The sequence below is a fragment of the Lysobacter sp. ESA13C genome (assembly GCF_019970005.1).
In the GTDB taxonomy this organism is placed as follows: domain Bacteria; phylum Pseudomonadota; class Gammaproteobacteria; order Xanthomonadales; family Xanthomonadaceae; genus Lysobacter; species Lysobacter antibioticus_B.
The window spans coordinates 445,702-470,447 of record NZ_JAHXYK010000001.1 but is presented as its reverse complement, the minus strand read 5'-3'; the positions used below and the strand labels follow the sequence as shown (position 1 = coordinate 470,447).

At 67.3% G+C, this 24,746-nt stretch carries 22 protein-coding genes; 10 read left to right on the top strand and 12 right to left on the bottom strand.

Going from position 1 to position 24,746, the window contains the following annotated elements:
- Positions 1–316 precede the first annotated feature (316 nt).
- From recF to dnaA, 3 genes are all read right to left on the bottom strand, one after another.
- Positions 317–1,414, bottom strand: a complete 1,098-nt coding sequence (gene recF / locus LC490_RS02170; RefSeq protein WP_223619144.1) for a DNA replication/repair protein RecF — start codon at positions 1,412–1,414, stop codon at positions 317–319.
- A 138-nt stretch (positions 1,415–1,552) separates the two neighbouring features.
- Positions 1,553–2,653, bottom strand: coding sequence for a DNA polymerase III subunit beta (dnaN, locus tag LC490_RS02165; protein WP_031374042.1), 1,101 nt, complete (start codon positions 2,651–2,653; stop codon positions 1,553–1,555).
- A gap of 511 nt (positions 2,654–3,164) precedes the next feature.
- Positions 3,165–4,499, bottom strand: coding sequence for a chromosomal replication initiator protein DnaA (gene dnaA / locus LC490_RS02160; RefSeq protein ID WP_031374043.1), 1,335 nt, complete (start codon positions 4,497–4,499; stop codon positions 3,165–3,167).
- Between the two features lie 310 nt (positions 4,500–4,809).
- Between dnaA and rpmH the strand changes: the two genes are divergently transcribed.
- From rpmH to mnmE, 4 genes are all read left to right on the top strand, one after another.
- On the top strand, positions 4,810–4,950 hold the full coding sequence (gene rpmH / locus LC490_RS02155; protein ID WP_031374044.1) for a 50S ribosomal protein L34: 141 nt from the start codon (positions 4,810–4,812) through the stop codon (positions 4,948–4,950).
- Positions 4,951–5,003: 53 nt separating this feature from the next.
- Positions 5,004–5,438, top strand: coding sequence for a ribonuclease P protein component (gene rnpA, locus LC490_RS02150; RefSeq protein ID WP_223619143.1), 435 nt, complete (start codon positions 5,004–5,006; stop codon positions 5,436–5,438).
- A 15-nt stretch (positions 5,439–5,453) separates the two neighbouring features.
- Positions 5,454–7,175: a membrane protein insertase YidC gene (yidC, locus tag LC490_RS02145; protein WP_223619142.1), complete on the top strand. Its 1,722-nt coding sequence runs from the start codon at positions 5,454–5,456 to the stop codon at positions 7,173–7,175.
- A 246-nt stretch (positions 7,176–7,421) separates the two neighbouring features.
- Positions 7,422–8,789 (top strand): tRNA uridine-5-carboxymethylaminomethyl(34) synthesis GTPase MnmE, encoded by a 1,368-nt coding sequence (mnmE, locus tag LC490_RS02140; RefSeq protein WP_223619292.1) that lies wholly within the window; start codon positions 7,422–7,424, stop codon positions 8,787–8,789.
- A gap of 1,107 nt (positions 8,790–9,896) precedes the next feature.
- On the opposite strand, the gene LC490_RS02135 is transcribed toward mnmE, so the two are convergent.
- Entirely contained in the window at positions 9,897–11,000 is a 1,104-nt protein-coding gene (locus LC490_RS02135; protein WP_223619141.1) for a hypothetical protein, read from the bottom strand.
- Positions 11,000–12,070, bottom strand: coding sequence for an SPFH and helix-turn-helix domain-containing protein (locus tag LC490_RS02130; protein WP_031374030.1), 1,071 nt, complete (start codon positions 12,068–12,070; stop codon positions 11,000–11,002). Before LC490_RS02130 ends, LC490_RS02135 begins: the two co-directional genes overlap by 1 nt.
- 588 nt (positions 12,071–12,658) lie before the next feature.
- Between LC490_RS02130 and LC490_RS02125 the strand changes: the two genes are divergently transcribed.
- Positions 12,659–13,654 (top strand): energy transducer TonB, encoded by a 996-nt coding sequence (locus tag LC490_RS02125; RefSeq protein WP_152566405.1) that lies wholly within the window; start codon positions 12,659–12,661, stop codon positions 13,652–13,654.
- Between the two features lie 186 nt (positions 13,655–13,840).
- Here LC490_RS02125 and LC490_RS02120 read toward each other — a convergent pair whose 3' ends face one another.
- The 4 genes from LC490_RS02120 to LC490_RS02105 form a co-directional block, all read right to left on the bottom strand.
- Positions 13,841–15,028: an ABC transporter permease gene (locus LC490_RS02120; protein WP_031374028.1), complete on the bottom strand. Its 1,188-nt coding sequence runs from the start codon at positions 15,026–15,028 to the stop codon at positions 13,841–13,843.
- Entirely contained in the window at positions 15,025–15,771 is a 747-nt protein-coding gene (locus LC490_RS02115; protein WP_031374027.1) for an ATP-binding cassette domain-containing protein, read from the bottom strand. Before LC490_RS02115 ends, LC490_RS02120 begins: the two co-directional genes overlap by 4 nt.
- Before the next feature lie 131 nt (positions 15,772–15,902).
- Positions 15,903–17,456 (bottom strand): alpha/beta hydrolase, encoded by a 1,554-nt coding sequence (locus LC490_RS02110; protein ID WP_223619140.1) that lies wholly within the window; start codon positions 17,454–17,456, stop codon positions 15,903–15,905.
- Positions 17,457–17,658: 202 nt separating this feature from the next.
- Entirely contained in the window at positions 17,659–18,405 is a 747-nt protein-coding gene (locus LC490_RS02105; RefSeq protein ID WP_031374025.1) for a ferredoxin--NADP reductase, read from the bottom strand.
- 227 nt (positions 18,406–18,632) lie between these two features.
- Here LC490_RS02105 and LC490_RS02100 point away from each other — a divergent pair, with 227 nt between their 5' ends.
- The 3 genes from LC490_RS02100 to LC490_RS02090 all read left to right on the top strand — a co-directional run bounded on the left by LC490_RS02100 (position 18,633) and on the right by LC490_RS02090 (position 20,916).
- On the top strand, positions 18,633–19,619 hold the full coding sequence (locus tag LC490_RS02100; protein WP_223619139.1) for an ABC transporter ATP-binding protein: 987 nt from the start codon (positions 18,633–18,635) through the stop codon (positions 19,617–19,619).
- Positions 19,616–20,425, top strand: coding sequence for an ABC transporter permease (locus LC490_RS02095; protein ID WP_031374023.1), 810 nt, complete (start codon positions 19,616–19,618; stop codon positions 20,423–20,425). The genes LC490_RS02100 and LC490_RS02095 overlap by 4 nt, the downstream gene beginning before the upstream one ends.
- Positions 20,426–20,760: 335 nt before the next feature.
- Positions 20,761–20,916, top strand: coding sequence for a hypothetical protein (locus LC490_RS02090; RefSeq protein WP_223619138.1), 156 nt, complete (start codon positions 20,761–20,763; stop codon positions 20,914–20,916).
- A 302-nt stretch (positions 20,917–21,218) separates the two neighbouring features.
- Here the strand turns inward: LC490_RS02090 and LC490_RS02085 are convergent, their stop codons facing one another.
- Positions 21,219–21,479: a hypothetical protein gene (locus LC490_RS02085; protein ID WP_223619137.1), complete on the bottom strand. Its 261-nt coding sequence runs from the start codon at positions 21,477–21,479 to the stop codon at positions 21,219–21,221.
- Between the two features lie 80 nt (positions 21,480–21,559).
- Between LC490_RS02085 and LC490_RS02080 the strand changes: the two genes are divergently transcribed.
- Positions 21,560–22,069 carry a hypothetical protein gene (locus LC490_RS02080; RefSeq protein ID WP_223619136.1) on the top strand — a complete coding sequence of 170 codons (510 nt, stop codon included), beginning with the start codon at positions 21,560–21,562 and terminating at the stop codon, positions 22,067–22,069.
- A gap of 77 nt (positions 22,070–22,146) precedes the next feature.
- Here LC490_RS02080 and LC490_RS02075 read toward each other — a convergent pair whose 3' ends face one another.
- Positions 22,147–23,019 carry a hypothetical protein gene (locus LC490_RS02075; protein ID WP_223619135.1) on the bottom strand — a complete coding sequence of 291 codons (873 nt, stop codon included), beginning with the start codon at positions 23,017–23,019 and terminating at the stop codon, positions 22,147–22,149.
- A gap of 325 nt (positions 23,020–23,344) precedes the next feature.
- Between LC490_RS02075 and LC490_RS02070 the strand changes: the two genes are divergently transcribed.
- A complete protein-coding gene (locus tag LC490_RS02070) occupies positions 23,345–23,797 on the top strand; it encodes a hypothetical protein (RefSeq protein ID WP_223619134.1) in 453 nt (150 codons plus the stop codon).
- A 37-nt stretch (positions 23,798–23,834) separates the two neighbouring features.
- On the opposite strand, the gene LC490_RS02065 is transcribed toward LC490_RS02070, so the two are convergent.
- Entirely contained in the window at positions 23,835–24,629 is a 795-nt protein-coding gene (locus LC490_RS02065; RefSeq protein ID WP_223619133.1) for a TatD family hydrolase, read from the bottom strand.
- Positions 24,630–24,746 lie beyond the last annotated feature (117 nt).

Here is a 24,746-nt window from a genome sequence, read left to right as displayed (position 1 = left end):
GCCGCTCAAGGCTTGTCGTTAGCGGCTTCGCTGCCACGGTATTAGCTCGGCGGACCTTGTTGGGCGAGGGCGGCCGTCGGGAATAGGAGGCCCGCTCCCCCGCAAGTGGCAGCATTCTCGGCTGGGGCCACGCGAAGCGGCCGATGGTTGCACGACCGGGTCCGGGCAGCCGCGAGCAAGGCCGCACCTCAATCACCGGACTTCCGGGCCAGCGCGGTCGAAGCCCCGGTCGCCCGAAACCACGAGCCCTCTGTGTCGAAGGCCTCGGTCCGCCGACTCCCGATAGGGATTCTCGGGGCGTTTCGAGCGCCGTGGCTCAGCCCGACTGCGGCAGCTCGCCGAGCAATCCATGTTCCACGTGGAACCTGGTCAGTTCGACCTGCATCGAGGCCAGGGCCGGCGGCGGATCGGTGCCGGTGATGAAAACCTGGGCCTTCGACGCCAGCAGGCGTTCCAGCACCCGTTGCTGATGATTCCGGTCCAGCTCGGAGGCAAGGTCGTCCAGGGCCACCACCGGCCATTCGCCGCGGATCGCGGCATGGTGCTCGGCCTGGGCGAGCAGGGCGCACAAGGCGGTGAGCTTGGCTTGGCCCCGCGACAAAGCCTCGCGGCCGGGTAGGCCGCCGAAGGCGATACGCCAGTCGGCCCGGTGCGGCCCGACCGAGGTGTAGCCGGCCAGTTGGTCGCGTTCGCGGGCCAGCAGCAGGGCATCGGCGAGCGGAAACTCGTCGCGGCGCCAGCCCGGCAGGTAATCCAGGCGCACCGCGCCGAGCCCCGGCGCCAGTTCGGCGGCCAGGGCCGAAAACTTCGGCTGCAGTTCGTCGAGGTACTGGTGGCGGCGCCGGGTCAGGGGCTCGCCGGCCTCGGCGAGCTCGTGGTTCCAGGCATCGAGCTGGCCGTCGCGGGCCCGCGCCTTGAGCAGGGCGTTGCGCTGCTTCAATGCCCGGGTATAGCGCCGCCATAGCGGAGTGAAGTCAGGTTCCACGTGGAACAACCCCCAATCGAGGTAGCGGCGGCGGATCTCGCCGGCTCCGGTGATCAGGGAATGGCTGCCGGGCTCGAAACTGACCACGGCCAAGGCCGCGCACAGTTCCCCGAGCTGGGACACCGAGGCGCCATCGAGGCGGCCGACCCATTCCTGGCCGCTGTGGCGCAGTCCGGCCTTGCGGCGCTGCTCGCGCCGCGCCTCCTGCCATTCGACGAAGACCTCGAGCGCGGGGTCGCCGGCCCGGATCAGGCCATCGCGCACGCGGCCCCGGAAACTGCGGCCGTAAGCCATCAGGTGCAGGGCTTCGAGCAGGCTGGTCTTGCCCGCACCGTTCTCGCCGGTAATCAGGTTGATTCCGGGAGCCGGCAGCAGGCTGACTTCGGCGAAACGCCTGAATCCACGGGCTTCCAGACGGGTGACATGCATCGGCAGATGATCGCAGAAGGGGAGGGCCGGCAGTCGGGCAGGCGATCCGAAAGCCACAAACGGACACGCCCGGACTGGCCGGGCGTGTGATGTTCCACGTGGAACCGGGCGGTTGGCCCGGTTTCGCTGCGCTTGCCGTTACAGGCGCAGCGGCATCACGACATGGCGGCAACGTTCGTTCGAAGCCTCGCGCACCAGGGCCGAGGAGTTCGCGTCGCGCAGCGCCAGGATCACGTGCTCGTCGCGCAATGCGGTCAGGGCATCGAGCAGATAGTTGACGTTGAAGCCCACCGCCAGGTCATCGACCTTGGTGTCGGCTTCGACTTCTTCCTGCGCTTCTTCCTGTTCCGGGTTATGCGCGCTGATCTTGAGCTGGCCCGGCGAGACCTCGATGCGCACGCCGCGGTACTTCTCGTTCGACAGAATCGCCGCACGCTGCAGGGACGCACGCAGGATTTCGCGCTCGATCTTGACCTCGCGATCGGCGCCGATCGGGATCACCGCTTCGTAATCCGGGAAACGGCCGTCGATGAGCTTGCTGGTGAAGGTGACATCGTCGCGCTTCACCCGGATGTGCCCGCGGCCCATCTCGAGCTCGACTTCGCGATCGCCGCCTTCGAGCAGACGCTGCAATTCCTGCACGCCCTTGCGCGGCACGATGATCTGGCGCTTGGTCTGCGCATTGCCTTCGTACGGCGCTTCGCACAGGGCGAGGCGGTGTCCGTCGGTGGCGACGCAGCGCAGGCTGTTCTCGCGCAGGTCGAACAACAGGCCGTTGAGGTAATAGCGCACGTCCTGCTGGGCCATCGCGAACGCGGTGCGTTCGATCAGCTCCTTGAGGGCGGCTTCCGGTACCCGGACTCGTTCGGTGGCTTCGACTTCGTCGATCGACGGGAAGTCGTTGGCCGGCAGGCTGGCGAGCGTAAAGCGCGACCGTCCTGCCTGGACCGTGACCTTCTCCGCCGTCTGCGAAACGGTGACCTTGCTGCCGTCCGGAAGCGCTCGAATGATCTCGAACAGCTTGCGTGCCGGAATCGTGGTTTCGCCGTCCTTCGCATCGTCGACCGCGACCCGCGAAATCATTTCGACTTCGAGATCGGTACCGGTCAGCGAGAGCTGCCCGTCCTTGACCTGCACGAGCAGGTTGGCCAGGACCGGCAAGGTCTGCCGGCGTTCGACGACGTTGACCACTTGGGCCAACGGCTTGAGAAAGACTTCGCGTTGCAGGCTGAAACGCATGCGGACCCCTTGCCCGTCGGTGGGCCTAAGCCCATTACTAAAGAGATGTATAAATCAAAAGCTTGGTGGTGATGGTGTAGCGAAAAACGCTGGAGAAGTCATTTAAGCAATTGATTTACAAGCGGTTTTCGGTACTTCAAAAGCGGGTAGAACTGGCCCTGGGCATACGGTACATCCTGTGGATAAAAAGGGCGCCGATTGGCGGCCACTGACTTGTCCACAGTTTGTACGACTTTCATCCCCCGAGTTATGCCTTTCGCAACAAACACTTACCGATTACCTTGTGTCTCGTCGCAGCGCGGACCGTCTTGCAAGCGGTGGCGGCGGCGACAACTCAAGCGTTCCAGGCAGGCATCCGCCTGGCAGGGTTCCGGTTTCGGCGAACGAGGCGGATGACGGGCATCCGGACCACGAACGTCGGCACCGAACTCTCGCGGTTTACGACGACGCCATCGAGCGGTGTTGCGTTCCCATCGGGTGAGCGCGGACCGCGGATGCGGTCCGGGTGGCCTCACTCACTGAGCTTGCGAATCAACTTGTCCCAATCCTCACGCAGCTTGCCGTCGGTTTCCATCAAGGTGCGGATCTGCCGGCAGGCATGCAAAACGGTCGTGTGGTCGCGACCGGCGAAGGCATCGCCGATCTCCGGCAACGAGTGCTCGGTCAGTTCCTTGGTCAGCGCCATGGCGACCTGACGTGGACGAGCGAGCGAGCGCGTACGCCGTTTCGACAACAAGTCCTTGATCTGAAGGCCGTAGTAGTCTGCCACGGTCTTCTGGATGTTGGGGATGCCGATCGCCTGCTGCTGCGCACGCAGCAGATCGCGCAGGGTTTCCTGGGCGAACTCGGTAGTGATCGCGCGGCCGGTGAAGTTGGCGCGGGCGGTCAGCGTGTTGAGCGCGCCTTCCAGGTCGCGCACGTTCGAGCGCATCTTCTTGGCCAGCAGGAACGCGACTTCCTCGGGCACCGCGGCGCCGCGTTCCTTGGCCTTGGAGATCACGATCTGGGCGCGGGTCTCGAAGTCCGGCGGCTCGATCGCGACCGACAGGCCCCAGGCCAGGCGCGACTTCAGCCGCGGCTCCAGGCCTTCGACTTCGCGCGGATAGCGATCGCAGGTCAGGATGATCTGCTGCTTGCCGTCGAACAGCGCATTGAAGGTGTGGAAGAACTCTTCCTGGGTACGGTCCTTGCCGGCGAAGAACTGGATGTCGTCGATCAGCAGCGCGTCGACGCGCTGGAACTGACGCTTGAACGCATCCATGGTCTTGTCCTGCAGCGCCTTCATCATCGCGCTGAAAAACTGCTCCGAACGCAGGTACATCACCCGCATCGCCGGATTGGCGTCGCGCATGGCGTTGCCGGCGGCGAACATCAGATGGGTCTTGCCCAGGCCGGTGCCGCCGTACAACAGCAACGGGTTATGGGCGCGTTCGCCGGGTTTCTGCGCCGCCTGCCAGGCCGCGGCGCGGCCGAGCTGGTTGCTGCGGCCTTCGACGAAGTTGTCGAAGGTGTAGTGATTGTCGAGGTTGCCCTGGAACGGCTCGGGCGGCGCGACCGGACGCGGCGCGCTGACCGCGATCTCCGATTCGCGCGCCACCGCCGGCACCGCCCGCGGCAGCGAACCGATCTCGAGGCTGACCTCGCCGCTGCCGGCGAAATACGACAGCAACTCGCGAATACGGCCCAGGTAACGTTCGCGCACGTGTTCGACCACGAACGCGTTCGGCGCATACAGCACGGTGACGTCGTCGCGTCGCGTCGCCTGCAGCGGTTTCAACCAGGTATGTACATCCTCGACCGGAAATTCGGCTTCGAGGCGTTCGAGGCAGCGGGGCCAGGCTTCCATCTGTAATGCGTCTTCTTATGCGTAACTGACTCGGTCGGCAGGCCTGGCGGCGCAGCGGACGAAAGCGGCCGAGCGCACGATGCGAACATCGTGGCGGACAGGGCCGGGGGTCGGTCAGACTACCATCGGGACCCAGTCCGGAACAGGACTAATCCACAGGTTCATGCACAGGCTGCGCGCGTCGCGCCAACGCGCACGACGGCGCCGTCGATGGGCCGGTCCAAACGTCAAAGTAAACAAGGGCTTGACCCGGACTCTGGGCGACCTCTAGAATCGGCGGTCCTATTACGTCGTTACATCGAGCCGGATCATGGCCACCAAGCGCACCTACCAGCCCAGCAACCTCAAGCGCAAGCGCGACCACGGTTTCCGTGCCCGCATGGCGACCGCCGACGGCCGCAAGATTCTCGCCCGTCGTCGCGCCAAGGGCCGCAAGCGTCTCTGCGCCTAAGCGTCGATTCGGCCGCCTGCGCTGACCCAGCGTCGCGCGGCCGTACGCATACGATGAATTCGACCCGCTTCCCGCGCACCGCGCGGGTACGCGCGCGCTCCGACTTCGATCGAATTTTCAAGCATGGTCGGCGCGTGGCGCTGCCCGTGCTTGCTTTGCATTTCCAAGCCGATCAGGCCGTCGCCCCGCGACTGGGTCTGGCCGTGTCGCGCAAGGTCGATCCGCATGCGGTCGGCCGCAACCGCATCAAGCGCGTGTTGCGCGACGCCTTCCGCCATGCCCGGGACGAACTGGCGCCGGGCGACTATGTGATCGTCGCCCGCCCCGGCGCCTCGCGCTGCAGCGGCGAGGAACTCCGCACCGCTTTCCACAGTCTGCTCAAGCGCGCCGGTACCCGGCCTGCGCCTGCATTGCCCCTGACTCCTGCGCCCGGCACAATGCCGGCCGCTTCCCCCTCCGACCCCCTGCCGGACCCCGGTCCCGGCTGAGCCTGCCTGCTGCCCATGAACCAGACCCGTGCTTTTCTGATCCTCGCCTGGCTGATGGTGGCGACTTTGTTGTGGATGGAGTGGGGCAAGGAGAAGTCGGCGCCGCCGGCTCCGATTGCGGCCGCCGTCGCACCGGCCAGCAGCGTGCCCACGGCGGCGCCCGCGGTTGCCGCCGGCGTGCCGGGCGCTCCGAACACCGCCGCGGTGCCGAACACCCCGGCCCCCGCCTCGACGGTGACCACCGCCGGCGCGACCGCCGGCGAGGCCCTGGTCGTGGTGACCACCGACGTGCTCAAGGTCAACCTGCGCGGGGGCGAGCTCAGCGAAGCCGACCTGCTCAAATACCCGATGACCTCCGAGCCGAACAGCCCGCCGATGCGTTTGCTGGCGAGCGACTCGACCCTGTACTTCGTCGCCCAGAGCGGTTGGGTCAGCCAGGGCAACGCCGCGCCGACCCACGAGTCGGGTTTCCGCTACGCCGGCGACCAGCGCAACCTGGTCCTGGCCGCGGGCGTCAACGAGCTCGCCGTGCCGTTCACCTGGACCGGCCCGAACGGCGTCAGCATCCAGCGCACCTACACCTTCCGCCGCGGCGACTACGCCGTGCGCGTGCGCGACGAAGTCGTCAACGCCAGCACCTCGCCGTGGCAGGGCTACGTCTACCGCCAGCTCAGCCGGGTGCCGCGCGAGCTCGCCCACAAGGGGCCCTTCAGCCCCGAGCAGTACAGCTTCCAGGGCGCGGCGTGGTACAGCCCGACCGACAAGTACGAGAAGCGCAAGTTCGAGGACTTCAGCGACGACGGCAAGCTCGACAAGCAGGTCAACGGCGGCTGGATCGCGATGCTGCAGCACCACTTCTTCGCCGCCTGGATCCCGGGCGCGAAGGACGCGGGCCAGTTCTCGCTCGAAGAACTCAGCGCCGGCGCCGCGCCGCAGTACTTGATCCGCGACATGGGCCCCGGCGTCAACGTCGCCCCGGGCGCCAAGGCCGTGACGGAAGCTCGCCTGTGGGTCGGCCCGAAGCTGGTCAAGGCGATCGAAGCCCAGGACGTGGCCGGCCTCGACCGCGCCGTCGACTTCAGCAGCTACAGCATCTTCGCGACCCTCGCCAACGGCCTGTTCTGGCTGCTGGAGAAAATGCACAACCTGTTCGGCAACTGGGGCTGGGCCATCGTCGGCCTGGTGGTGCTGCTCAAGCTCGCCCTGTACCCGCTGTCGGCGGCGCAGTACAAGTCGGCGGCGAAGATGCGCAAGTTCCAGCCGCGCGTCGCGCAGCTCAAGGAGCGTTACGGCGACGACAAGCAGAAGTTCCAGATGGCGCTGATGGAGCTGTACAAGAAGGAGAAGATCAATCCGGTCGGCGGCTGCCTGCCGCTGCTGCCGCAGATGATCATCTTCATGACCTTGTACTGGATGCTCGCCGAGTCGGTCGAGCTGCGTCATGCGCCGTGGTTCGGCTGGATCCAGGATCTGACCGCGCGCGATCCCTTCTTCGTGCTGCCGCTGATCAACATCGCGATCATGTGGGCGACCCAGAAGCTCACGCCGATGACCGGCATGGACCCGGCTCAGGCCAAGATGATGCAGTTCATGCCGCTGATCTTCGGCGTGATCCTGGCCTTCCTGCCGGCCGGCCTGGTGCTGTACCAAGTGGCCAACGGCGGCCTCGGCCTGCTGCAGCAGTACCTGACCACCAAGCGCTACGCCGAAGCGACGCCGGCGACCGGCAAGGAATGACGATCCGGTTCGCGTCCTGAACCGATCGACGAAGCCCGCCGCCAGGCGGGCTTCGTGCTTGTGGGGTGTGCCGGGGAGCAACCGCGTCCTACTGGATTTCCTTCGGTCACAAGCCGCGGGTGCGGTCCCGCAAAGGCCGGCGCAAGCTCATCGCAGCGACAGGCGAATCCCAGTAGGACGCCGCTCCTACAAGCCGGACCGCGTTACTTTCGTGACGACGACGGAGGGACCACTATCATGTCGCCCATGACCGACGCCCCCGCCCGCGACACCATCGCCGCCATCGCGACCGCGCCCGGCGCCGGCGGGGTCGGCATCGTCCGCCTGTCCGGTCCGCGTTCGCTGGCGATCGCCGAGACCGTCGCGGCGCGCGCGCTGCGGCCGCGCCATGCGCATTACGTACGCTTCCGCGATGAGCGCGACGAGACCATCGACGACGGCATCGCCCTGTACTTCGCCGCGCCGGCCAGCTACACCGGCGAAGACGTGGTCGAACTGCAGGCGCACGGCGGCCCGGCCTTGCTCGAAACCCTGCTCGCACGCGCCTGCGCCCTCGGCGCGCGGCGCGCGCGCCCCGGCGAATTCAGCGAACGCGCGTTTCTCGAAGGCCGCCTCGACCTCGCCCAGGCCGAAGCGGTGGCCGACCTGATCGCCGCCGCCGATGGCCGCGCCGCGCGTGCCGCACGGCGCGCCCTCGACGGCGAGTTCTCGCGCCGGGTCGAGGCCTTGGCCGGCGATCTGCTCGCCATCCGCGTCCACGTCGAAGCCGCGATCGACTTCGCCGACGAACCGCTCGACACCCTGGGCGGCTCGGCGCTGCTCGCGCGCTTCGCTGCCGCCTCAGCGAAACTCGACGACCTGCTCGCCGCCGCCGAACGCGGCCGCCGCCTGCGCGATGGCCTGCATGCGGTGATCGTGGGCCCGCCGAACGCCGGCAAGAGCTCCTTATTGAACGCGCTGGCCGGCAGCGACCGCGCCATCGTCACCGACATCGCCGGCACCACCCGCGACCTGCTGCACGAGACAGTCAAGCTCGACGGCGTCGAACTGACCCTGGTCGACACCGCCGGCCTGCGCGACGGCGGCGATGCGATCGAGCGCGAAGGCATGCGCCGCGCGCGCGGCGAACTCGGTCGCGCCGACTTGGCCATCGTGGTGCTCGACGCCAGCGATCCCGAAACCGGTCTGCAGGCGGTCGCCGAGGCGATCGCCGAAGTGCCGGCGCGGTTGTACGTCTACAACAAGATCGACCTGATCGAATCCGATTACGGCTCGCCGACGCCGGTCGATATCGGCGGCGAAGACCGTGTATTCGTCTCCGCCCGCAGCGGCGCCGGGCTCGACGGCCTGCATGCGCGCCTGCGCGCCATGGCGCAGGGCGACGCCGCCGAATCCTCCGAAGGCGCCTTCACCGCGCGCGCGCGTCATGTCGACGCCTTGCTGCGCGCGCGCGAAGAGCTCGACGATGCGCGCGTGCAGCTCGATCACGAGATGCTCGACCTGGCCGCGGAGGCCTTGCGGCAGGCGCACGAGGCGCTCGGCGAAATCACCGGGCGGGTGCGCGCCGATGATCTGCTGGGGCATATCTTCTCGAGTTTTTGTATCGGCAAATAGCGTGCGCATGGAACCGGTCGCCGCCGATCGCGTTGCTTGAGTTCTCGTCGTCGCTTTCCATCGCTCCAGGGTAGGAGCGGCGTCCTACTGGATTTCCTTCGGTCACAAGCCGCGACCGCATTGCCTCGATCTCGCCTCGTCGCTCTCGGAGCCGCAAGGGGTAGGAGCGACGCAAGTCGCGACCGCGAAACTGGCCGGTGCTGTATTTCTTACCGCAAAGCGTTGAAGCAACATCTAGAGCTTCCGTCCGCTGACGCGGCCGGGTTACTTTCTTTTGCTAAGCCCAAAAGTCCGTCTGGATTCCCTTCGGTCAAAGGTAACCAAAGAAAAGGGCTTTCCTTGCAAGGGCACAGGCCACGAGTGCGATGCTGTCGCGGGGATTTTCCGATAAGACGTCCCTGTCTTATCGGAAAACGGCGCACGTCTTGTGCGCCGCCCTCCGGGTCTCTACTTGACCGGTAAAGCGGCAAAGCAGATCAACATCTCGGCAACGGCAACGGCGAATCTCGCTCTAAGGGTAAGAGCGGCGCAAGCCGCGACCACGACTGCCCGCGCCGGCAGCCGCGAATTCGCGGTCGCGGCTTGCGCCGCTCCTACCCCAAAGCCCCGAACAAGCCGTCGTAGCGGTTGCTGTCGCTGTGCGCCGATTCGCACTAGCGAAGGCAAACGAAGACCCGGAGGGCGGCGCGCAGGGATGCGCGCTGTTTTTCATCGGGACAGGGATGTCCCGTATGAAAAAGCCCCGCGGATGCACCGCTCGTGCGGGCCTGTGATTCAAAGAAAAGCAACTTCTTTGGTTACCTTTCTTTTGTTGCTTTAGACAAAAGAAAGTAACCCGCCGCTTTAGTGGCGGAAGCTCTTGGCGTTTGATCTAGACCTAGACCTAGATCTTGCTTGAGCGATACGCAGCGAGACTGTTACGGCGCGGTCGCGGCTCGCGCCGCTCCTACCCTGGCGAAAGTGCGTTGCTTCGACAGGCGACATCTGCCTTGTCGACTCACCGCGTCCCGTGGTCGCGGCTCACGCCGCTCCTACACGGGAAGGACAGATCTCATTCTGATGCGGTCGAACCCAGCGACGACAGCGCGAGTCCGGTTGCCGGCGCGATCAGCGCCCCAACACCCCGAACACCACCACCGCCGCGATCAACGCCGCCACCACCGCGAGGAAAATCTTGACCCAGCTGTAGGGCCGCTCGCCGGCGAGTTGCCCGGTGTAGCCGTTGGCCAACACCTGGAAGCTGCGCGAGCCGTAGGTGTAGCTGACCAGCCAGACCGGCACCAGGATGTGTTTGAAGGTGCGGCCGCGATACGTGGCGTCGACCTGCAGGTTGCGTTGGGTGTCGCCGGGGACTTCGGCCGAGCACAGGCTGCGGGTCTGTTCCTGCATCGAGCTTTCGCTGAGCACCGAGGCGGCGCGCAGGTCGATCTGGTAGCGCTCGACGATCCAGCCGCGCACGAACTCGGGCGAATACGGCTTGAGGTCGCTGGTGGTCGGGAACTGGCCGATCTGTTCGAGCAGGTTCGCGTGCACGCCGACCGTACCGGGCACCAGGTCGTCGTCGAAGAAGTGCTGCAACGAGCCGGCCGCCGGTTCCCAGCGGGTGTGGCGCACCTGGCGGGTCTTGTGCTGGCCGTTTTCGGTGTAGCTCTCGGTCTCGTAGTAGTAATGACCCGCCTCGGCGGTCCAGTCCGCCGAGACGTGGGCGTCGAAGGTCCAGTACGGCAGGTATACGCCCTTGAGGGTGTCGGTCAGGGCGGCGTGCTTGAGCCGGTTCGGCGCGAACCAGCGCGTGCCGTACCACTTGCGGATGATGTCGCGCACCTGGCCGTCGCTGATCTTGAACGGCAGCAGGCTCTGCGGGGTGATCGCATCGCCGAGCGATTCGTGGTCGATCACCGCCGGCGAGCCGCAGAATTCGCAGCGCTGCGCGACCTTGCCGTCGACGAACACCGAGATCGCCTTGCAGCTTTGGCATTGCACTTCGCGGCGTTCGCCGCCGCCGCCGTAGCCGCGCTGGTCGCTGGGGTGCTGGGCGAGCGCGCTGACCAGATCCAGTTCCACGACCTGCTCGCCCAGCGCTTCTTGCGCAGGCGACCACGGCACGATCGTGCCGCAGTAGGGGCAGGCCAGGGACTGCTTGGCCGCATTCCATTGCAGATCCCCGCCGCACTCCGGGCAGGGATGCTTGCCGACGGTGGCGTTGTCCATCAGCCGCGCAGGAATTCTTCGAGTGCGGCCTTGGCGATGCGGGTGGCGCTGCCGATCTTGCGGGCCTTGAGCTCGCCTGCGGCGATCGCGGCCATGACGTCCTCGACCGAGACGCCGAGCGCGGCGGCGGCCTGCTCGGGCGTCAGCACCTCAAGCGCGTTGGCCGCCCCCGGCACCGGCGGCGGAGTCGCGCCGGCGGGGGCCTGCGCCTGCCCGCTCTGCATGCTGCGCATCATTTCCTGGGCGATGCCGAAGCCGACCGCCATCTGCGCCGGCACCGCGGCAGCCGCGCCGGCTTCGCCGCCCTGGCCCATGGCGTGGCCCATCTGGAACTTCACGTAGTCGTTGAGGTTGCCGACCACGCCCATGCTCGAGCGCGCGTCGATGGCCTTCTCGACTTCCGGCGGCACGGACACGTTCTCGAGCACGAAGGCGGTGATCTCGATGCCGTACTTGCCGGTCATGGCCGGGTTGATGATCGGCAGCAGCGCGTCGCCGAGTTCGCCGTAGCGCGAGGCCACGTCGAGCGCCGGCACGTTGGCGGTCGCCAGGGCCTCGGTGAACACGCTGACGATGCGCGAACGCATGGTGTCGGCGAATTCGTCGAGGCGGAAATTCTGGTCGGTGCCGGCCACTTCCCTGAGGAACTTGGGTGCGTCGACGATGCGGAAATCGTAGGTGCCGAAGGCGCGCAGGCGGACCACGCCGAAGTCGGCGTCGCGCATCATCACCGGGTTGGAGGTGCCCCACTTGTTGCCGGTGAACAGGCGGGTGTTGAGGAAGTAGACGTCGCACTTGAACGGCGAGTTGAAGCCGTACTTCCAGCCCAGGATGGTCGACAGGACCGGGATGTTCTCGGTCTTGAGGGTGTGCTTGCCGGGTCCGAACAGGTCGGCGTACTGGCCGGCGGCGACGAACTGCACCTGCTGCGACTCGCGCACGATCAGCTGGGCGCCGTTCTTGATCTCCTTGTCGTCGTCCGGGTAGCGGAACGACAGGGTGTCGCGCGAATCATCGGTCCACTCGATGATCTCCAGCAGCTCGCCCTTGATGAAACCCAGAATGCTCATGTCCCGCTCCCTGCCTGTGGTGCGGCGATTCTAGAACACGCTGGTTTAGAGCAGGCTGGTTTAGAGCAGGCCGCTTTAGAGCAGACCGATCCAGGGCAAGCCGATCCGGAGCAGACCGATCCGGAGCAGACCGATGTGAGGTCAGCGACGGTCGGCGGGCCCGGCCGGTGGGTCGGGTTCGGACCGTACCGGGGCCGCACGGGGGGAGGGCAAGGTGGACGCGATGCGACCGCCTGCCCGTGTCCCGGCCGGGCCCGCGCAACCCCGCGCCGCGCACGATGTTGCATCGCCGCGACGTCGCCTCGGCCGGGGCGCCGCCGGGTGACGAAATTTGTGCAATTCGTCGCGCCAGGGGCGCGAACCGACACACCCGGTATCGGTCCGGGCCGCGATGGGTGGCACACTCCATGTCTGACGCCTATCCCGGGGCCCCCAGCCAACCTGAACGCTTGACAAACGCGGCTCCGTAGCGCGTCCTATCGGGCGTGCGCCCGGCCCCGTATCGGACGGGTCTCGCGTACTTCAGGGGAGTTTTTGCCAATGATCGTCGCTAACAATGACCGGCGTAACAGCCGGCTGTCCGCTGTAATGCAGGTCTCCGCCGTGATCGCGCTGGGATGCGCGCTGGCGGCCTGCGGAAAGAAGGAAGACGCCGCGCCCGCCACGGACGCGGCGCCCGCGACCGCGGCCACCGCTCCCGCGGTGACGGCGCAGACCGCCGTATCGGCCAAGGTCTCGGCCTTGTCGGTCGAGCAGCTGCGCGAGGCCGCCCGCAAGGCCTATGTGGAGAACCGCCTGTACGCGCCGGCCGAGGACAACGCCGTCGAGTACTACCTCGCCCTGCGCGAGAAAGCCCCGGCCGACGCCGTGGCCTCGAGCGCGCTGACCGACCTGCTGCCGATGACGGTCATCGCGACCGAACAGAGCGTGGGCCGCGAGGACTTCGCCGAAGCCCAGCGCCTGGCCGCGCTGATCGAACGCGCCGATCCGCAGCATCCGGCGGTCGCCCGCCTGAAGGCCAGCATCGGCACTTCGCAGGAGGCCCTGGCCAAGCGCGCCGAGCAGGAAAAGCTGACCGCCGAAGAGCAGCTCAAGAAGCAGGCCGAGGTGGAGAAGCAGCGCCAGACTCAACAGCAGCAGCAACAGCAGCAGGCCGCCCAGCAACTGGCGACCCAGCAGGCCGCCGAACGCCAGGCGGCGACGCAGCGCGAAGCCGAGCAACGTGCGGCCGACCAACGCGCCGCCGAGCAGCGCGCCAGCGAACAGCGCAGCGCCGAGCGCCCGGCCGCGACCGAGCGTGCGGCGACGGCGTCGACCGCGACCCCGGCCAGCGAACTGCGCGCCGTGTCGACCCCGGCGCCGCGTTATCCGCCGGAAGCCCTGCGCGCCGGCCAGTCGGGCGAGGTCCAGGTCGAGTTCACCGTCGGCACCGACGGTTCGGTCACCGCCGCGCGCGTGGTCCGCTCCAACCCGGCCCGCGTGTTCGATCGCGAAGCCGTCAACGCGGTGCGCAAGTGGCGTTTCCAGCCGGTCCCGAGCCAGGTCACCACCCGGCGCACGATCGGCTTCAACCCGGGCGGTTGATCCGCGCGGCGTTCGCCGCCATCGCAGAACGAAAAAGCCCGGCGTGAGCCGGGCTTTTTCTTGGGTGTTGCCGGGTGTCGCAGCGATAGGGTTCGATCCAGGGCCTCGCTGCCGCCGGCCCGGCCAGTCGACGCTGGCCGGCTCGACCAAGCCCGGCTCAGCCCAAGGCCGCTGGAGGCGGCCGAATCAGCCTGAAATCGCCAGCGTCTCGTTGTGATAACGGCGCACCGCCGCGAACCACAGCAGCGCCGCCAGGGCGAAGGCCGTGGCCAGGTACACCGCCCAGATCTGGCCCGAGATCGCCTCGCCGCGGATCACCTTGAGCAGCAGCTGGTTCTGCGCCAGGAACGGCACCGCGAACTGCCACAGCTGGGTCTTGAGCGGGTTGACCATCAACACGAAGGTCGGCAGCAGCGGCATCAGCATCAGCCAGGTGATGTGGCTCTGCGCTTCCTTCAGGCTCTTGGCCGCGGCCGAGAGATAGGTCAGCAGCGCGGTGCCGATGAACGACATCGGCATCAGGATCAGCAGCATCTGGCCGATCGCCGGCAGGCTGACGTCGAGCATCTGGCCGATGCCGCTGCTCATCTGCGAACTGAGCTTGAAGGCGAACAGGGTCAGCAACAGCGACAGCAGGCCGAGGATGCAGGCCGCGGCGATCTTGCCGCTGACGATCGAGCCGCGCGAAGCCGGAGTGGCCAGCAAGGGCTCCAGCGACTGGCGTTCGCGTTCGCCGGCGGTGGCGTCGATGATCAGGTAAGCGCCGCCGATGAAGGACGTCATGATCAGCAGGTAGGGCAGCAGCGCCGACAGCACCAGGCCGCGCTTGGCCTCGGGCGTGGCGACGTCGCGGTCGCCGACGTTGACCGGCTGGGCGACCGTGGCGGCGATGCCGCGGGCGAGCAGGCGCAGCACGCCCACCTGGCGGCTATAGCCCTCCAGCGCGGCGCGCACGCGCCGGCTCGGGATCTCGGCGTCGCGGCGGGTGCTGTCCTGGACGATCTCGACCAGGGCCGGCTCGCCCTGCTTCCAGTTCTCGGCGTAGTCCTTGGCGACGATCAGAGCGACGTCGTGGTCCTGGTTCTGGATCGCCGCATCCAGGTCGGCCGGCGCCGGGATCGCGACGATGTTCTGGGTGGCGAGGAACTTGATCAGGTTCGGCGCGTGCTCGGCGCCGCGCACCGGCACCCGCAGCTCGGTGTCGAGCTGGGTGCGCGCGCGGTTCTCGGCCAGCGCGCCCATGCCGAGCATCAGCAGCGGATACAGCAGCGGGCCGAGCAACAAGGCGATGGCGAGGGTGCGGCGGTCGCGCGAGATGTCGAGCAGTTCCTTGCGGATCACCGCCCACATGGCGGAAAAGGCGGCGGTGTTCATGCGTGCAGGCCCTCGTCGCTGCCGATCGCCTGGACGAAGGCGTCTTCGAGATTGTCCTGGCCGGTCTGCGCGCGCAGCTCGTCGGCGGTGCCGGCGGCTACGACCTGGCCTTTGGCGATGATGACGATGCGGTCGCACAGCGCCGCCACCTCTTGCATGATGTGGCTGGAGAAGATCACGCAGCGCCCCTCCTCGCGCAGGCCGCGCAGGAAGCCGCGCATCGCCCGCGTGGTCATCACGTCCAGGCCGTTGGTGGGCTCGTCCAGGATCACGTTGCGCGGGTCGTGGACCAGGGCGCGGGCGATCGCGGTCTTGGTGCGCTGGCCTTGCGAGAAGCCTTCGGTCTGGCGGTCGAGGATGTCGCCCATGTCCAGCGCCTGCGACAGCGCGCGGGTGCGCTCGTCGATCAGGCCGCGCGACAGGCCGTGCAGTTCGCCGAAGTAGGCGATGTTCTCGCGCGCGGTCAGGCGCTTGTAGACGCCGCGCGCATCCGGCAGCACGCCGAGCGCGCGCCGCACCGCGGCCGGGTCGCGGCCGGCGTCCAGGCCGTCCACGCGCACTTCGCCGCGGTCGGGCCGCATCAGGGTGTAGAGCATGCGCAGGGTGGTGGTCTTGCCGGCGCCGTTGGGGCCGAGCAGGCCGGTGATCTGGCCGTCGCGGGCCTCGAAGTCGACGCCTTGCACGGCGTGGACGGTACCGGTCTTGGTCTTGAAGCTTTTATGCAGATCGTGAGCTGAAATCATGGCTTCCACGCGATTCGGTTATGAGGACGGGGAGTCGGAACGGCGAAGGTGGTCGGCACGGGGCGGTTTCATCGGACGGTCTCATCGAGCGGTTTCGTCGATTCCCGATTCCCATGGTCGATTCCCGGTTCTTACGGCTCCCAGCCGTTGAAAGAGACGAACGGCGGCACGTAGCCGAGCGCATCGAGGCAACGCGCATCGAGCTGCTTGGCGTCGGCGGTTTCGACGAACTGGCCGAGCAGCTTCGGGGTGCAGCCGATGCGCAGCGCGCCGTGGCCCTGGCCGCGCAGGATCAGATGACGGCCGTTCGCCAGGTGCTTGACCACCTGGTCGCCGTAGCGTGGCGGCGTGACCGGATCGAGTTCGCCCGACAGCAGCAGGGTCGGCAGGCTCGACTTGAACGGCGCGTGGAAATCCTTCGGGCGCTGCCCGGTCGGCCAGGCCTTGCACTGCGCGATCAGGGTCTTGCTCATGGCGTCGCCGATCACCGTGTCGGCATCGCTCGGATCGGGCTGGAGCAGGTCGACGTCCTCGGCGCAGATCACCGACAACTGCATGCCGTAGTTGAGCTCGTCGTTGAGCTGGCTCTCGATCATCTTCGACAGCGCCATCAGCGGCGCGTAGCGGCCCTGGTCGGCTTCGTTCAAGACCAGCGGCAACAGCGAAGCGGCTTCCGGCGCGTACGAGAACATCCGGGTCAGCATGCCGACCTGGACCGCGCTGATCGGCGCGCGCTTCTGCTCGCCGGTGTGCGGGTCGCGGTAATCGACCTCGACCGGCGTCTGCAGGCGCGCCATCAGCTGGCGCAGCTGTTCGCGCGGTTCGCCGCCGAAGCGCGCGCGGCAGGCCGGGATCTGCTGGCACAGCTTGAACTGCAGGGCGAGGGCGTTGTCGAGATTGCGCGCGTGCTCGCTGCCGAGCACGAGTTCGTTCGGCACCACGCCGTCGAGCACCACGCTGCGGGTGTGCTGCGGGTAGCGCGTGGCGTACTGCTGGGCGACGCGGGTGCCGTAGGACACCCCGACCAGGTCGATCTTGGCTGCGCCGATGGCCGCGCGCACGGCGTCGAGGTCGGCGATCGCGTCGCTGGTGGTGAAGCGGCTGGCGTCGACCTTGAGTTGCTTGGCGCAGTGCTCGACCGCCTGCACCGCGGCGTCGAACTGGGCGGCCTCGTCGCGGTGGGGCTGGTTTTCGCCGCTAGCGTCGCGGCAGGCCAGGGGCGAGGACTTGCCGGTGCCCCGCTGGTCGATCAGGACGATATGGCGGTGTTTGCGCACCTCGCGGAAGGCGGCATCGACGCTCGGCCAGGATTCGGTCGCCGCCTGGCCGGGGCCGCCGGCGAGGAAGAACACCGGGTCCTCGGCTACGCCGGCCTCGTCGGTGGCCGGCAACCAGGCCAGGTTGAGCTTGAGCTTGCGGCCCTTGGGCTCGGCGGCGTTCTCCGGCACCTCGAATTGCGTGCACTGCGCCGCGATCGTGCCGCTGGCGTAGGGCGTGGACAGGGTGCAGGGATCGAACACGATCCGGCCGTAGTGGCGCTTGATCGCGTTGCCGTCGTGGCGTTTGGCGCTGTTGTCGGCGGAGCCGGCCTGGTCGCAGCCGCTCAGCGCGGCCGCCGCGAGCATCGCGGCGAGTCCGACGACCGCGAGGCTGCGCGGTCGGTATCCGTATCGAAATGGGTGCATGTCCGTTTCTCGTTCCCAGGCGGTGCGCCTTCAAGAATGACAGACGGGCGCGATGGGAAAAATGTGACCGGACCGAAGCGACGGATTTCGACGCGGGGCTGCGCGCTCGCGACCGAGGCGGCGATGGAGCCGCTGCGGTGCTTCCAGGCAGGCGCCGCCGGGCCCGGCGGCGCGCTGCGGCGCCGGGTCGCGCGCTGGGCGCTTATTTCGAGGAGACGTACTTCTCGCGGCGGATCTGCGGCACCGGCAGGCCGTAGCCCTTGAGCGCCTCGAAGCAGGTGTCGACCATGTTCGGGTTGCCGCACAGGTAGGCGATGTCGCCGTCGGCGCTCGGCGCGAACTCTTCCAGGAACTGCTGGACGTAGCCGTGGCGCACGTCCGCGTGCGGCTGCTCGGGCAGCTCGCGCGAGAAGCAGGGCACGAAGCGGAAGTTCGGGTGACGGTCGGCGAAGGCGCGGAAGTCGTCGCCGTACAGCAGTTCGACCGGCGAGCGTGCGCCGTACAGCAGCACGACCTCGATGCCGCGGTCGCGGATCAGCGCTTCCAACTGCGGCAGCATCGCCCGGTACGGGGTCACGCCGGTGCCGGTGGCGATCAGCAGGTAGCGGCGATTGGTGTCGGCCGGGTTGAGGCAGAAGCGGCCGAACGGCCCGCTGGCCTGGACCAGATCGCCGTCGCCCATGCCCTCGAACAGGGCCGTCGCAGCGCCGCCGGCGACGTAGCTGACCGCGATCTCGACCGTCTCGCCCGCGCCCAGGGCATGGTCGTGGATGTTCGCCAGCGAGTAGCTGCGCTTGGTCGCGGTGCCGTCGGCGTACTGGAAGTGAACCTGGATGAACTGGCCGGGGATGTAGTCCAGCGGCTCGCCGTCGTCGCGCAGGAAGACGTAGTGGCCGACGGTCGGGGCCAACATCCGGCGCGAAACGAGTTTGAGCGGAAACTGCTTCATGGAGATCGTGCTTCTGGATCGTGCCGTCTAAGGCGCGTGGGCGTTCGGACGCGTAGGGCGACCCGGGCGATGGTCGGTGCGGCCGTCTGGTGCAAAGTCTGGGGACTGTGCGGGGCTGCGCAACGCGGGAATTCGCAACAGTCTGTGACCGGAGCGCCACCGCGGGGCCGCCTATACTAAGGCATTCGCCGCGGGGCCCGCGGCCAGGCTTCCCGAGAACACTCCGAATGACCCAGTCCCAGGCCGCCTCCCCAGCGGCATCGGCCGAGCCGGTGCCGGCCCTGTGCGTGCGCGCATTGCGCAAGACCTACGACAACCGCGTCCAGGCCCTGAAGGGCGTGTCCCTGAACGTGGCCCCGGGCGACTTCTTCGCCCTGCTGGGCCCCAACGGCGCCGGCAAGTCGACTCTGATCGGCATCGTCAGCTCGCTGGTCAACCTCAGCGAAGGCTCGGTGTCGATCTTCGGCACCGACCTTGCGACCCAGCGCGAAGCGGCGATGCGCCTGATCGGGCTGGTGCCGCAGGAGCTGAACTTCAACATGTTCGAGAAGCCCATCGACATCCTCGTCAATTACGCCGGCTTCTACGGCGTGCCGAGGGCGGTGGCGCTGCAGCGCGCCGAGGAAGAGCTCAAACGCGCCCAGCTGTGGGAAAAGACCAACATGATGAGCCGCACCCTGTCGGGCGGCATGAAGCGGCGGTTGATGATCGCCCGCGCCATGATGACCCGCCCGCGCCTGTTGATCCTCGACGAGCCCACCGCCGGCGTCGACATCGAGATCCGCCGCGGCATGTGGAAGACCCTGCGCGAGATCAACGCCGCCGGCACCACCATCATCCTGACCACCCATTACCTGGAAGAGGCCGAAAGCCTGTGCCGCAACCTGGCGATCATCGACCAGGGCCGGATCGTCCAGCAGGGGCCGATGAAGACCCTGCTGGCGATGCTCGACGTCGAGGGCTTTTTGTTCGACATCGACGGCGTGCTGCCGGCGGCGTTGCCGCAGATCGAGGGCACCACCGTGGTCGCCACCGACGACCACACCCTCGACCTGGAAATGCCGCGCGCGATGGACCTCAACCGGGTCTTCGCCGCGCTCGGCGAGGCCGGCATCCGGGTGCGCTCGATGCGCACCAAGTCCAACCGCCTGGAAGAACTGTTCGTCCGCATGATCAACCAGCCCGAAGCCACGCAGACGGAGACCGCCGCATGAGCCAGACCCTGCCCGCGGCCGTCGCCGAACCCACCCCGATGCGCCGCAACCTGGTCGCGCTGGGCACCATCGTCCGTCGCGAAGTGATGCGGATCCTGCGCATCTGGGGCCAGACCCTGGTGCCGCCGGCGATCACCATGACCCTGTACTTCCTGATCTTCGGCGGCCTGATCGGCTCGCGCATCGGCGAGATGGGCGGCTACAGCTACATGGAGTTCATCGTCCCCGGCCTGGTGATGATGAGCGTGATCCAGAACAGCTACGGCAACATTTCCTCGAGCTTCTTCGGCGCCAAGTTCGGCCGCCACGTCGAGGAGCTGTTGGTCAGCCCGATGCCGAACTGGGTGATCCTGTGGGGCTACGTCGCCGGCGCGGTGCTGCGCGGGTTGATGGTCGGCGTGATCGTGCTGCTGATCGCCATGTGCTTCACCTCGGTGCGCGTGCCGCATCCGCTGGTGACCCTGACCACGGTGCTGCTCGGCGCGACGATCTTCTCGCTGGCCGGCTTCGTCAATGCGGTGTACGCGAAGAAGTTCGACGACGTCGCGATCGTGCCGACCTTCATCCTGACCCCGCTGACCTACCTCGGCGGCGTGTTCTATTCGGTCAAGCTGCTGCCGGCCTGGGCCGAGGCGGCGACCCACGCCAACCCGATCTTCTACATGGTCAACGCCTTCCGCTACGGCCTGCTCGGCAGCAGCGACGTGCCGTTGTGGGTGGCGTATGCGTTGATGATCGGTTTCGTGGTGGCGCTGTCGTCGTTGGCGTTGTGGTTGCTCAAGCGGGGCGTGGGGTTGCGCAGCTGAGGCTGCGCCTGCTGGAGGGTTTCCCAGCGCGGCATTCCGCCTTTGTAGGAGCGACGTGAGTCGCGACCGCGCTGTAACGGATTTGCGGCGTCTCGTTCAAGCAAGATCAAGATCCAGATCAAACGCTAAAAGCTTCCGCCACTAAAGCGGCGGGTTACTTTCTTTTGTCATAAGCAACAAAAGAAAGGTAACCAAAGAAAAATGCTTCCTTTTGAATCAAGGGCCCGCGCGCTCGATGCCGACGCGGGGATTTTTCATACGGGACATCCCTGTCCCGATGAAAAACGGCGCGCATCCCTGCGCGCCGCCCTTCCGGTCTTCTATGGCCTTCGCTAGTGCTGGGCGTCGCACAGCAACAGCAACAGAAAAATCCTTGCGGCAACGGCAACGGCAACGGCAACTTTGCTGCTGCTGCTGCTGCTGCTGCTGTTGCTGCTGTTGCTGTGGCCGTGAAAGCTCGGCGCAGTTCTGAACTCGCGATGCGACTGTAGACCCGGAGGGCGGCGCACAGGACGTGCGCCGTTTTTCGATAGGACAAGGATGTCCTATCGAAAAATCCCGGCACTAGCATCGCACTCGTGGCCTGTGCCCTTGCAAGGAGAGCCCTTTTCTTTGGTTAGCTTTCTTTTGGGCTTAGCAAAAGAAAGTAACCCGGCCGCGTAGCGGGCGGAAGCTCTGCACTTGCTTATGGCTTTCATACAAGCAAGATCAAACGATAAGAGCTTCCGCCACTAAAGCGGCGGGTAACTTTCTTTTGTCTAAAGCAACAAAAGTCCGTCTGGATTCCCTTCGGTCAAAAGTCACCAAAGAAAAATGCTTTTGCTTTGAACCACAGGCCCGCACGAGCGGTGCCGACGCGGGGATTTTTCATACGGGACATCCTTGTCCCGATGAAAAACGGCGCGCATCCCTGCGCGCCGCCCTCCGGGTCTTCTGTTGCCTTCGCTAGTGCGAGGCGACGCACAGCCACAACAACAGCAAAATCTTCAAGGCAACGGCAACGGCAACGGCCCGCGTCGGCATTGCCGCGCGACTGAACGCGCTCCGCCGCCATTGACCCCTCGTGCACCGTTGCTGCGTTACAACGTCGCACCGGCCGCGATGGACCGGCCCCACGTTACCCAGGAGAACCCCATGCGCCCGATGCCTTTCGCTGCGATCCTGTCGATCGCTTTCGCCGCCGGTTGCGCGGCCCCCGAGCAGGCCAAGGACACGGTGCGCGCCGATGCGGCCGCGACGCCGGCGAGCGATCCGGGGCCGGCGGGCCGGCCGATGGGCAAGATCGGCGCCGATCAGGTCGGCAAGGTCAGTCCGGTGCCGGCGTTCAAGGGCTTCGGCGAGCATTGGGGCATCGAGATCCAGGCCACCGGCGAGAGGTCGCACCAGGTCGAGCTGACCTGGGGCAGCGGCAGCGAGAAGGCCAGCGGCACGATCGATTACAAGGGCCAGCCGGCCGACGCGCCGGGTTCCCTGATCGTGTTGAGCGGCGAACTGGCGACGAAGCAGGGCGCCAAGCCGATGGTGGTCGAGATCAGCCGCAAGGACTGCACCGACGACGGCGACGGCGCGCACCGGCACAGCGTCCAGGTCACCGTCGAGGGCCTGCCGCAGATGCGCGGTTGCGGCGACCTCGCAATGTACTGATCGCGCTACCGCGCCCCGCTAAAACCAACGGCCCGCTGCGAGCGGGCCGTTGGTTTCAGTGCGACCCACGCAGATCGTCAGGCCTGCGCTGCCGGATAACGCCTGCGGTGCAGCCACACCACCAGCAGCGAGGCCAGCACCGGCGCGGCGAACAGCAGCAGCAACACGATGACCAGCAGCTCGGCCAGGCCGAGCTTGTCGCCCAACAACAGCAGCGGCAGCGTCGACAGCACGATCAGCAGCGGCGTCAGCAGGGCCGAGATCAAGGCCGGCATCGCGCCGGCACCGCGGCGCGCCGGCAGCAGAGCCCAGCACAGGCCGTGCAGGAAGCCGATGCCGAGCGCGGCGAGGGTCATGCCGTGGCGTTGGGCGTTGTCGTCCAGAGCGGTGAAGCGGCTCAGGCTGTGCTGAAGCAGCAACAACACGCCGGCGCAGACGCCGAACGCGACGAGCGCGCCGATCAGGCGCCGCTGGCCACCGCTCCAGACCACCGGAGTCGGGCCGCGGCCGCCGACGGCGAAGGCGATCGCCAGGCCGATCGAAGAAGTGACCACCACCTTGACGGCGTTGAGCGGCGGCACCCAGCGATACAGCGTCACTGTCGACACGCTGTCGCTCAGGGCCTGCATCGATTGCATGACCGCGATCGACCACAGATAGCCCAGGCCGAACACCAGCGCCACCGCGACCAACAGCGCGGCCCAGGCGCGTTGCGGCGGGCCGCGGCGCGCGATCAGCGCGCTGGCCAGGGCGAGGTTGACGCCGATCAGCAGGCCGATGCCGCACAGCCATTCGAGCCAGGCGTAGACCTGGCTGGCGGCGCCGTCGGCGCCCTCGGGCAGGGGATGCTCGATCTGCGCGACCAGGAAGAACGCTGCGGTCAGTACGAAGACGCAGGCGCCGAGCGCGAGCGGAAACCAGACGGGCGACCGCGATGCGGGGTGATCCATGAAGTCGATCCTTGCGGGGCAGGCGAGCAGCGGGGGAGGCGGTCGTCAGCGCCGTGCGAAAGGCGCGCGACGGGCGGCGAAGGCGGCCCAGTCTAGTGCCTGTCCCGTCGCCGTCCCAGGACGCTGTCCTCAAGCCGCGCCGTGCCGCGTTGATGGAGGCTGACGCCGCCTTTCCTGTTGCCGCGGCAGTCTTCCCCGCACCGTCGTTTCGCCTTCATCGCGGCCACGGGCCACCGCCCGGCGCGACGACGGCGCTTCACGGCGGCGGTGAAGCTGCGTTGGTAGCGGTATCGGCGGCACCACGTCGCCCCTACAGGAGTCTCTTATGCGCATCATGTTCGCCGCCGTCGCCGGATTGGGCCTGGCCGCCGCTCTCGCAGCCGCGCCCGCGGCCGCCCAGCAGATCACTTTCCCGGCGCCGGTCTTCCGCGGCGGCAATGGCGCCGACTGGATCGTGGCGATGACCACCCAGCCGGATTACTCGGTCGACTACGCCCTGACCGTGCCGGAGTCGCGGACGCCGCTGAGAGGCAAGCTGCAGCAGAAGGCGGCCTCGGGCATGGGCGATTACCTGTTGGTCGGCAAGCTAGGCGACGGGACCGCCGCGACGGGTCTGAGCACGAAGCTGGCGCCGGTGCCGCTCGGCAGACAATGCATCGACGCCAAGGGCAAGAGCACCGGAAGGTACGGTTCCTACACCTACACCGTCGTGCTTACGCCGGCCAAGCTCGGGCCGTGGAAGGTATGGAAGGGCTGCGGCAACTTCACCATGAAGTGAGTTCGCCGGCCCGAGGGCGTCAACCGGCGGCGAGTGCTTACGCCGCCGGCAGCCCGAAGAAGGCGGTGGCGGCCGCGCTGCTGTTGGCCGCGGTCGTCGCCACGTCTTCGCCGCGGTCGCGGGCGAGTTCCTCGACGATGTGCGCCAGGTACATCGGTTCGTTGCGCCGGTGCGACGGCGCCGGTTTGACCGTTCGCGGCAACAGGTACGGCGCATCGGTTTCGATCATCAGCCGTGCCGCCGGGATGTGCTTGACCAGCTCGCGCAGGTGCAGGCCACGGCGTTCGTCGCAGAGCCAGCCGGTGATGCCGACGTACCAGTCCTGGTCGAGGTAATCGAACAGCTCTTCGCGCGTGCCGGTGAAGCAATGCACCACGGCCGGGCCGAGCTTGCCGTCGAAGTTGCGCATCATCGCCATGAAGTCGGCGTGCGCATCGCGCTGGTGCAGGAACAGCGGCTTGCCGGTGTCGACCGCGGTCTGCAGCTGCATCTCGAAAGCACGCCGCTGCGCCGGGCGCGGCGAGAAGTCGCGGAAATAGTCCAGCCCGCATTCGCCGACCGCCACCACCTCGTCGTGCGCCAGCAGCGCGCGCATCTCGGCGTCGCATTCGGCGGTGTACTCGCTCGCATGGTGCGGGTGCACGCCGGCGGTCGCGAACAGCTCGCCCGGGTGGCGGCGCGCCAGTTCCAGCGCCTGCGGCGAATGCTCGCGGCTGGCGCCGGTGATCACCATGCGCGCCACGCCGGCGTCGCGCGCGCGCTGCAGCACGGCGTCGCGGTCGTGGTCGAAGCTGTCGTGGGTGAGGTTGGCGCCGATGTCGATCAGTTGCATGAGTGGAGATGCTGCGGAAAACAGCGCGCAGTGTAGGCGCTGGGCCGGGCCAGCCCAAGTTTCGGCCGTCCACGGCCGCGCGGTGCCCGCATCGTGGTTCCGCCCTGCCGTCGCGGG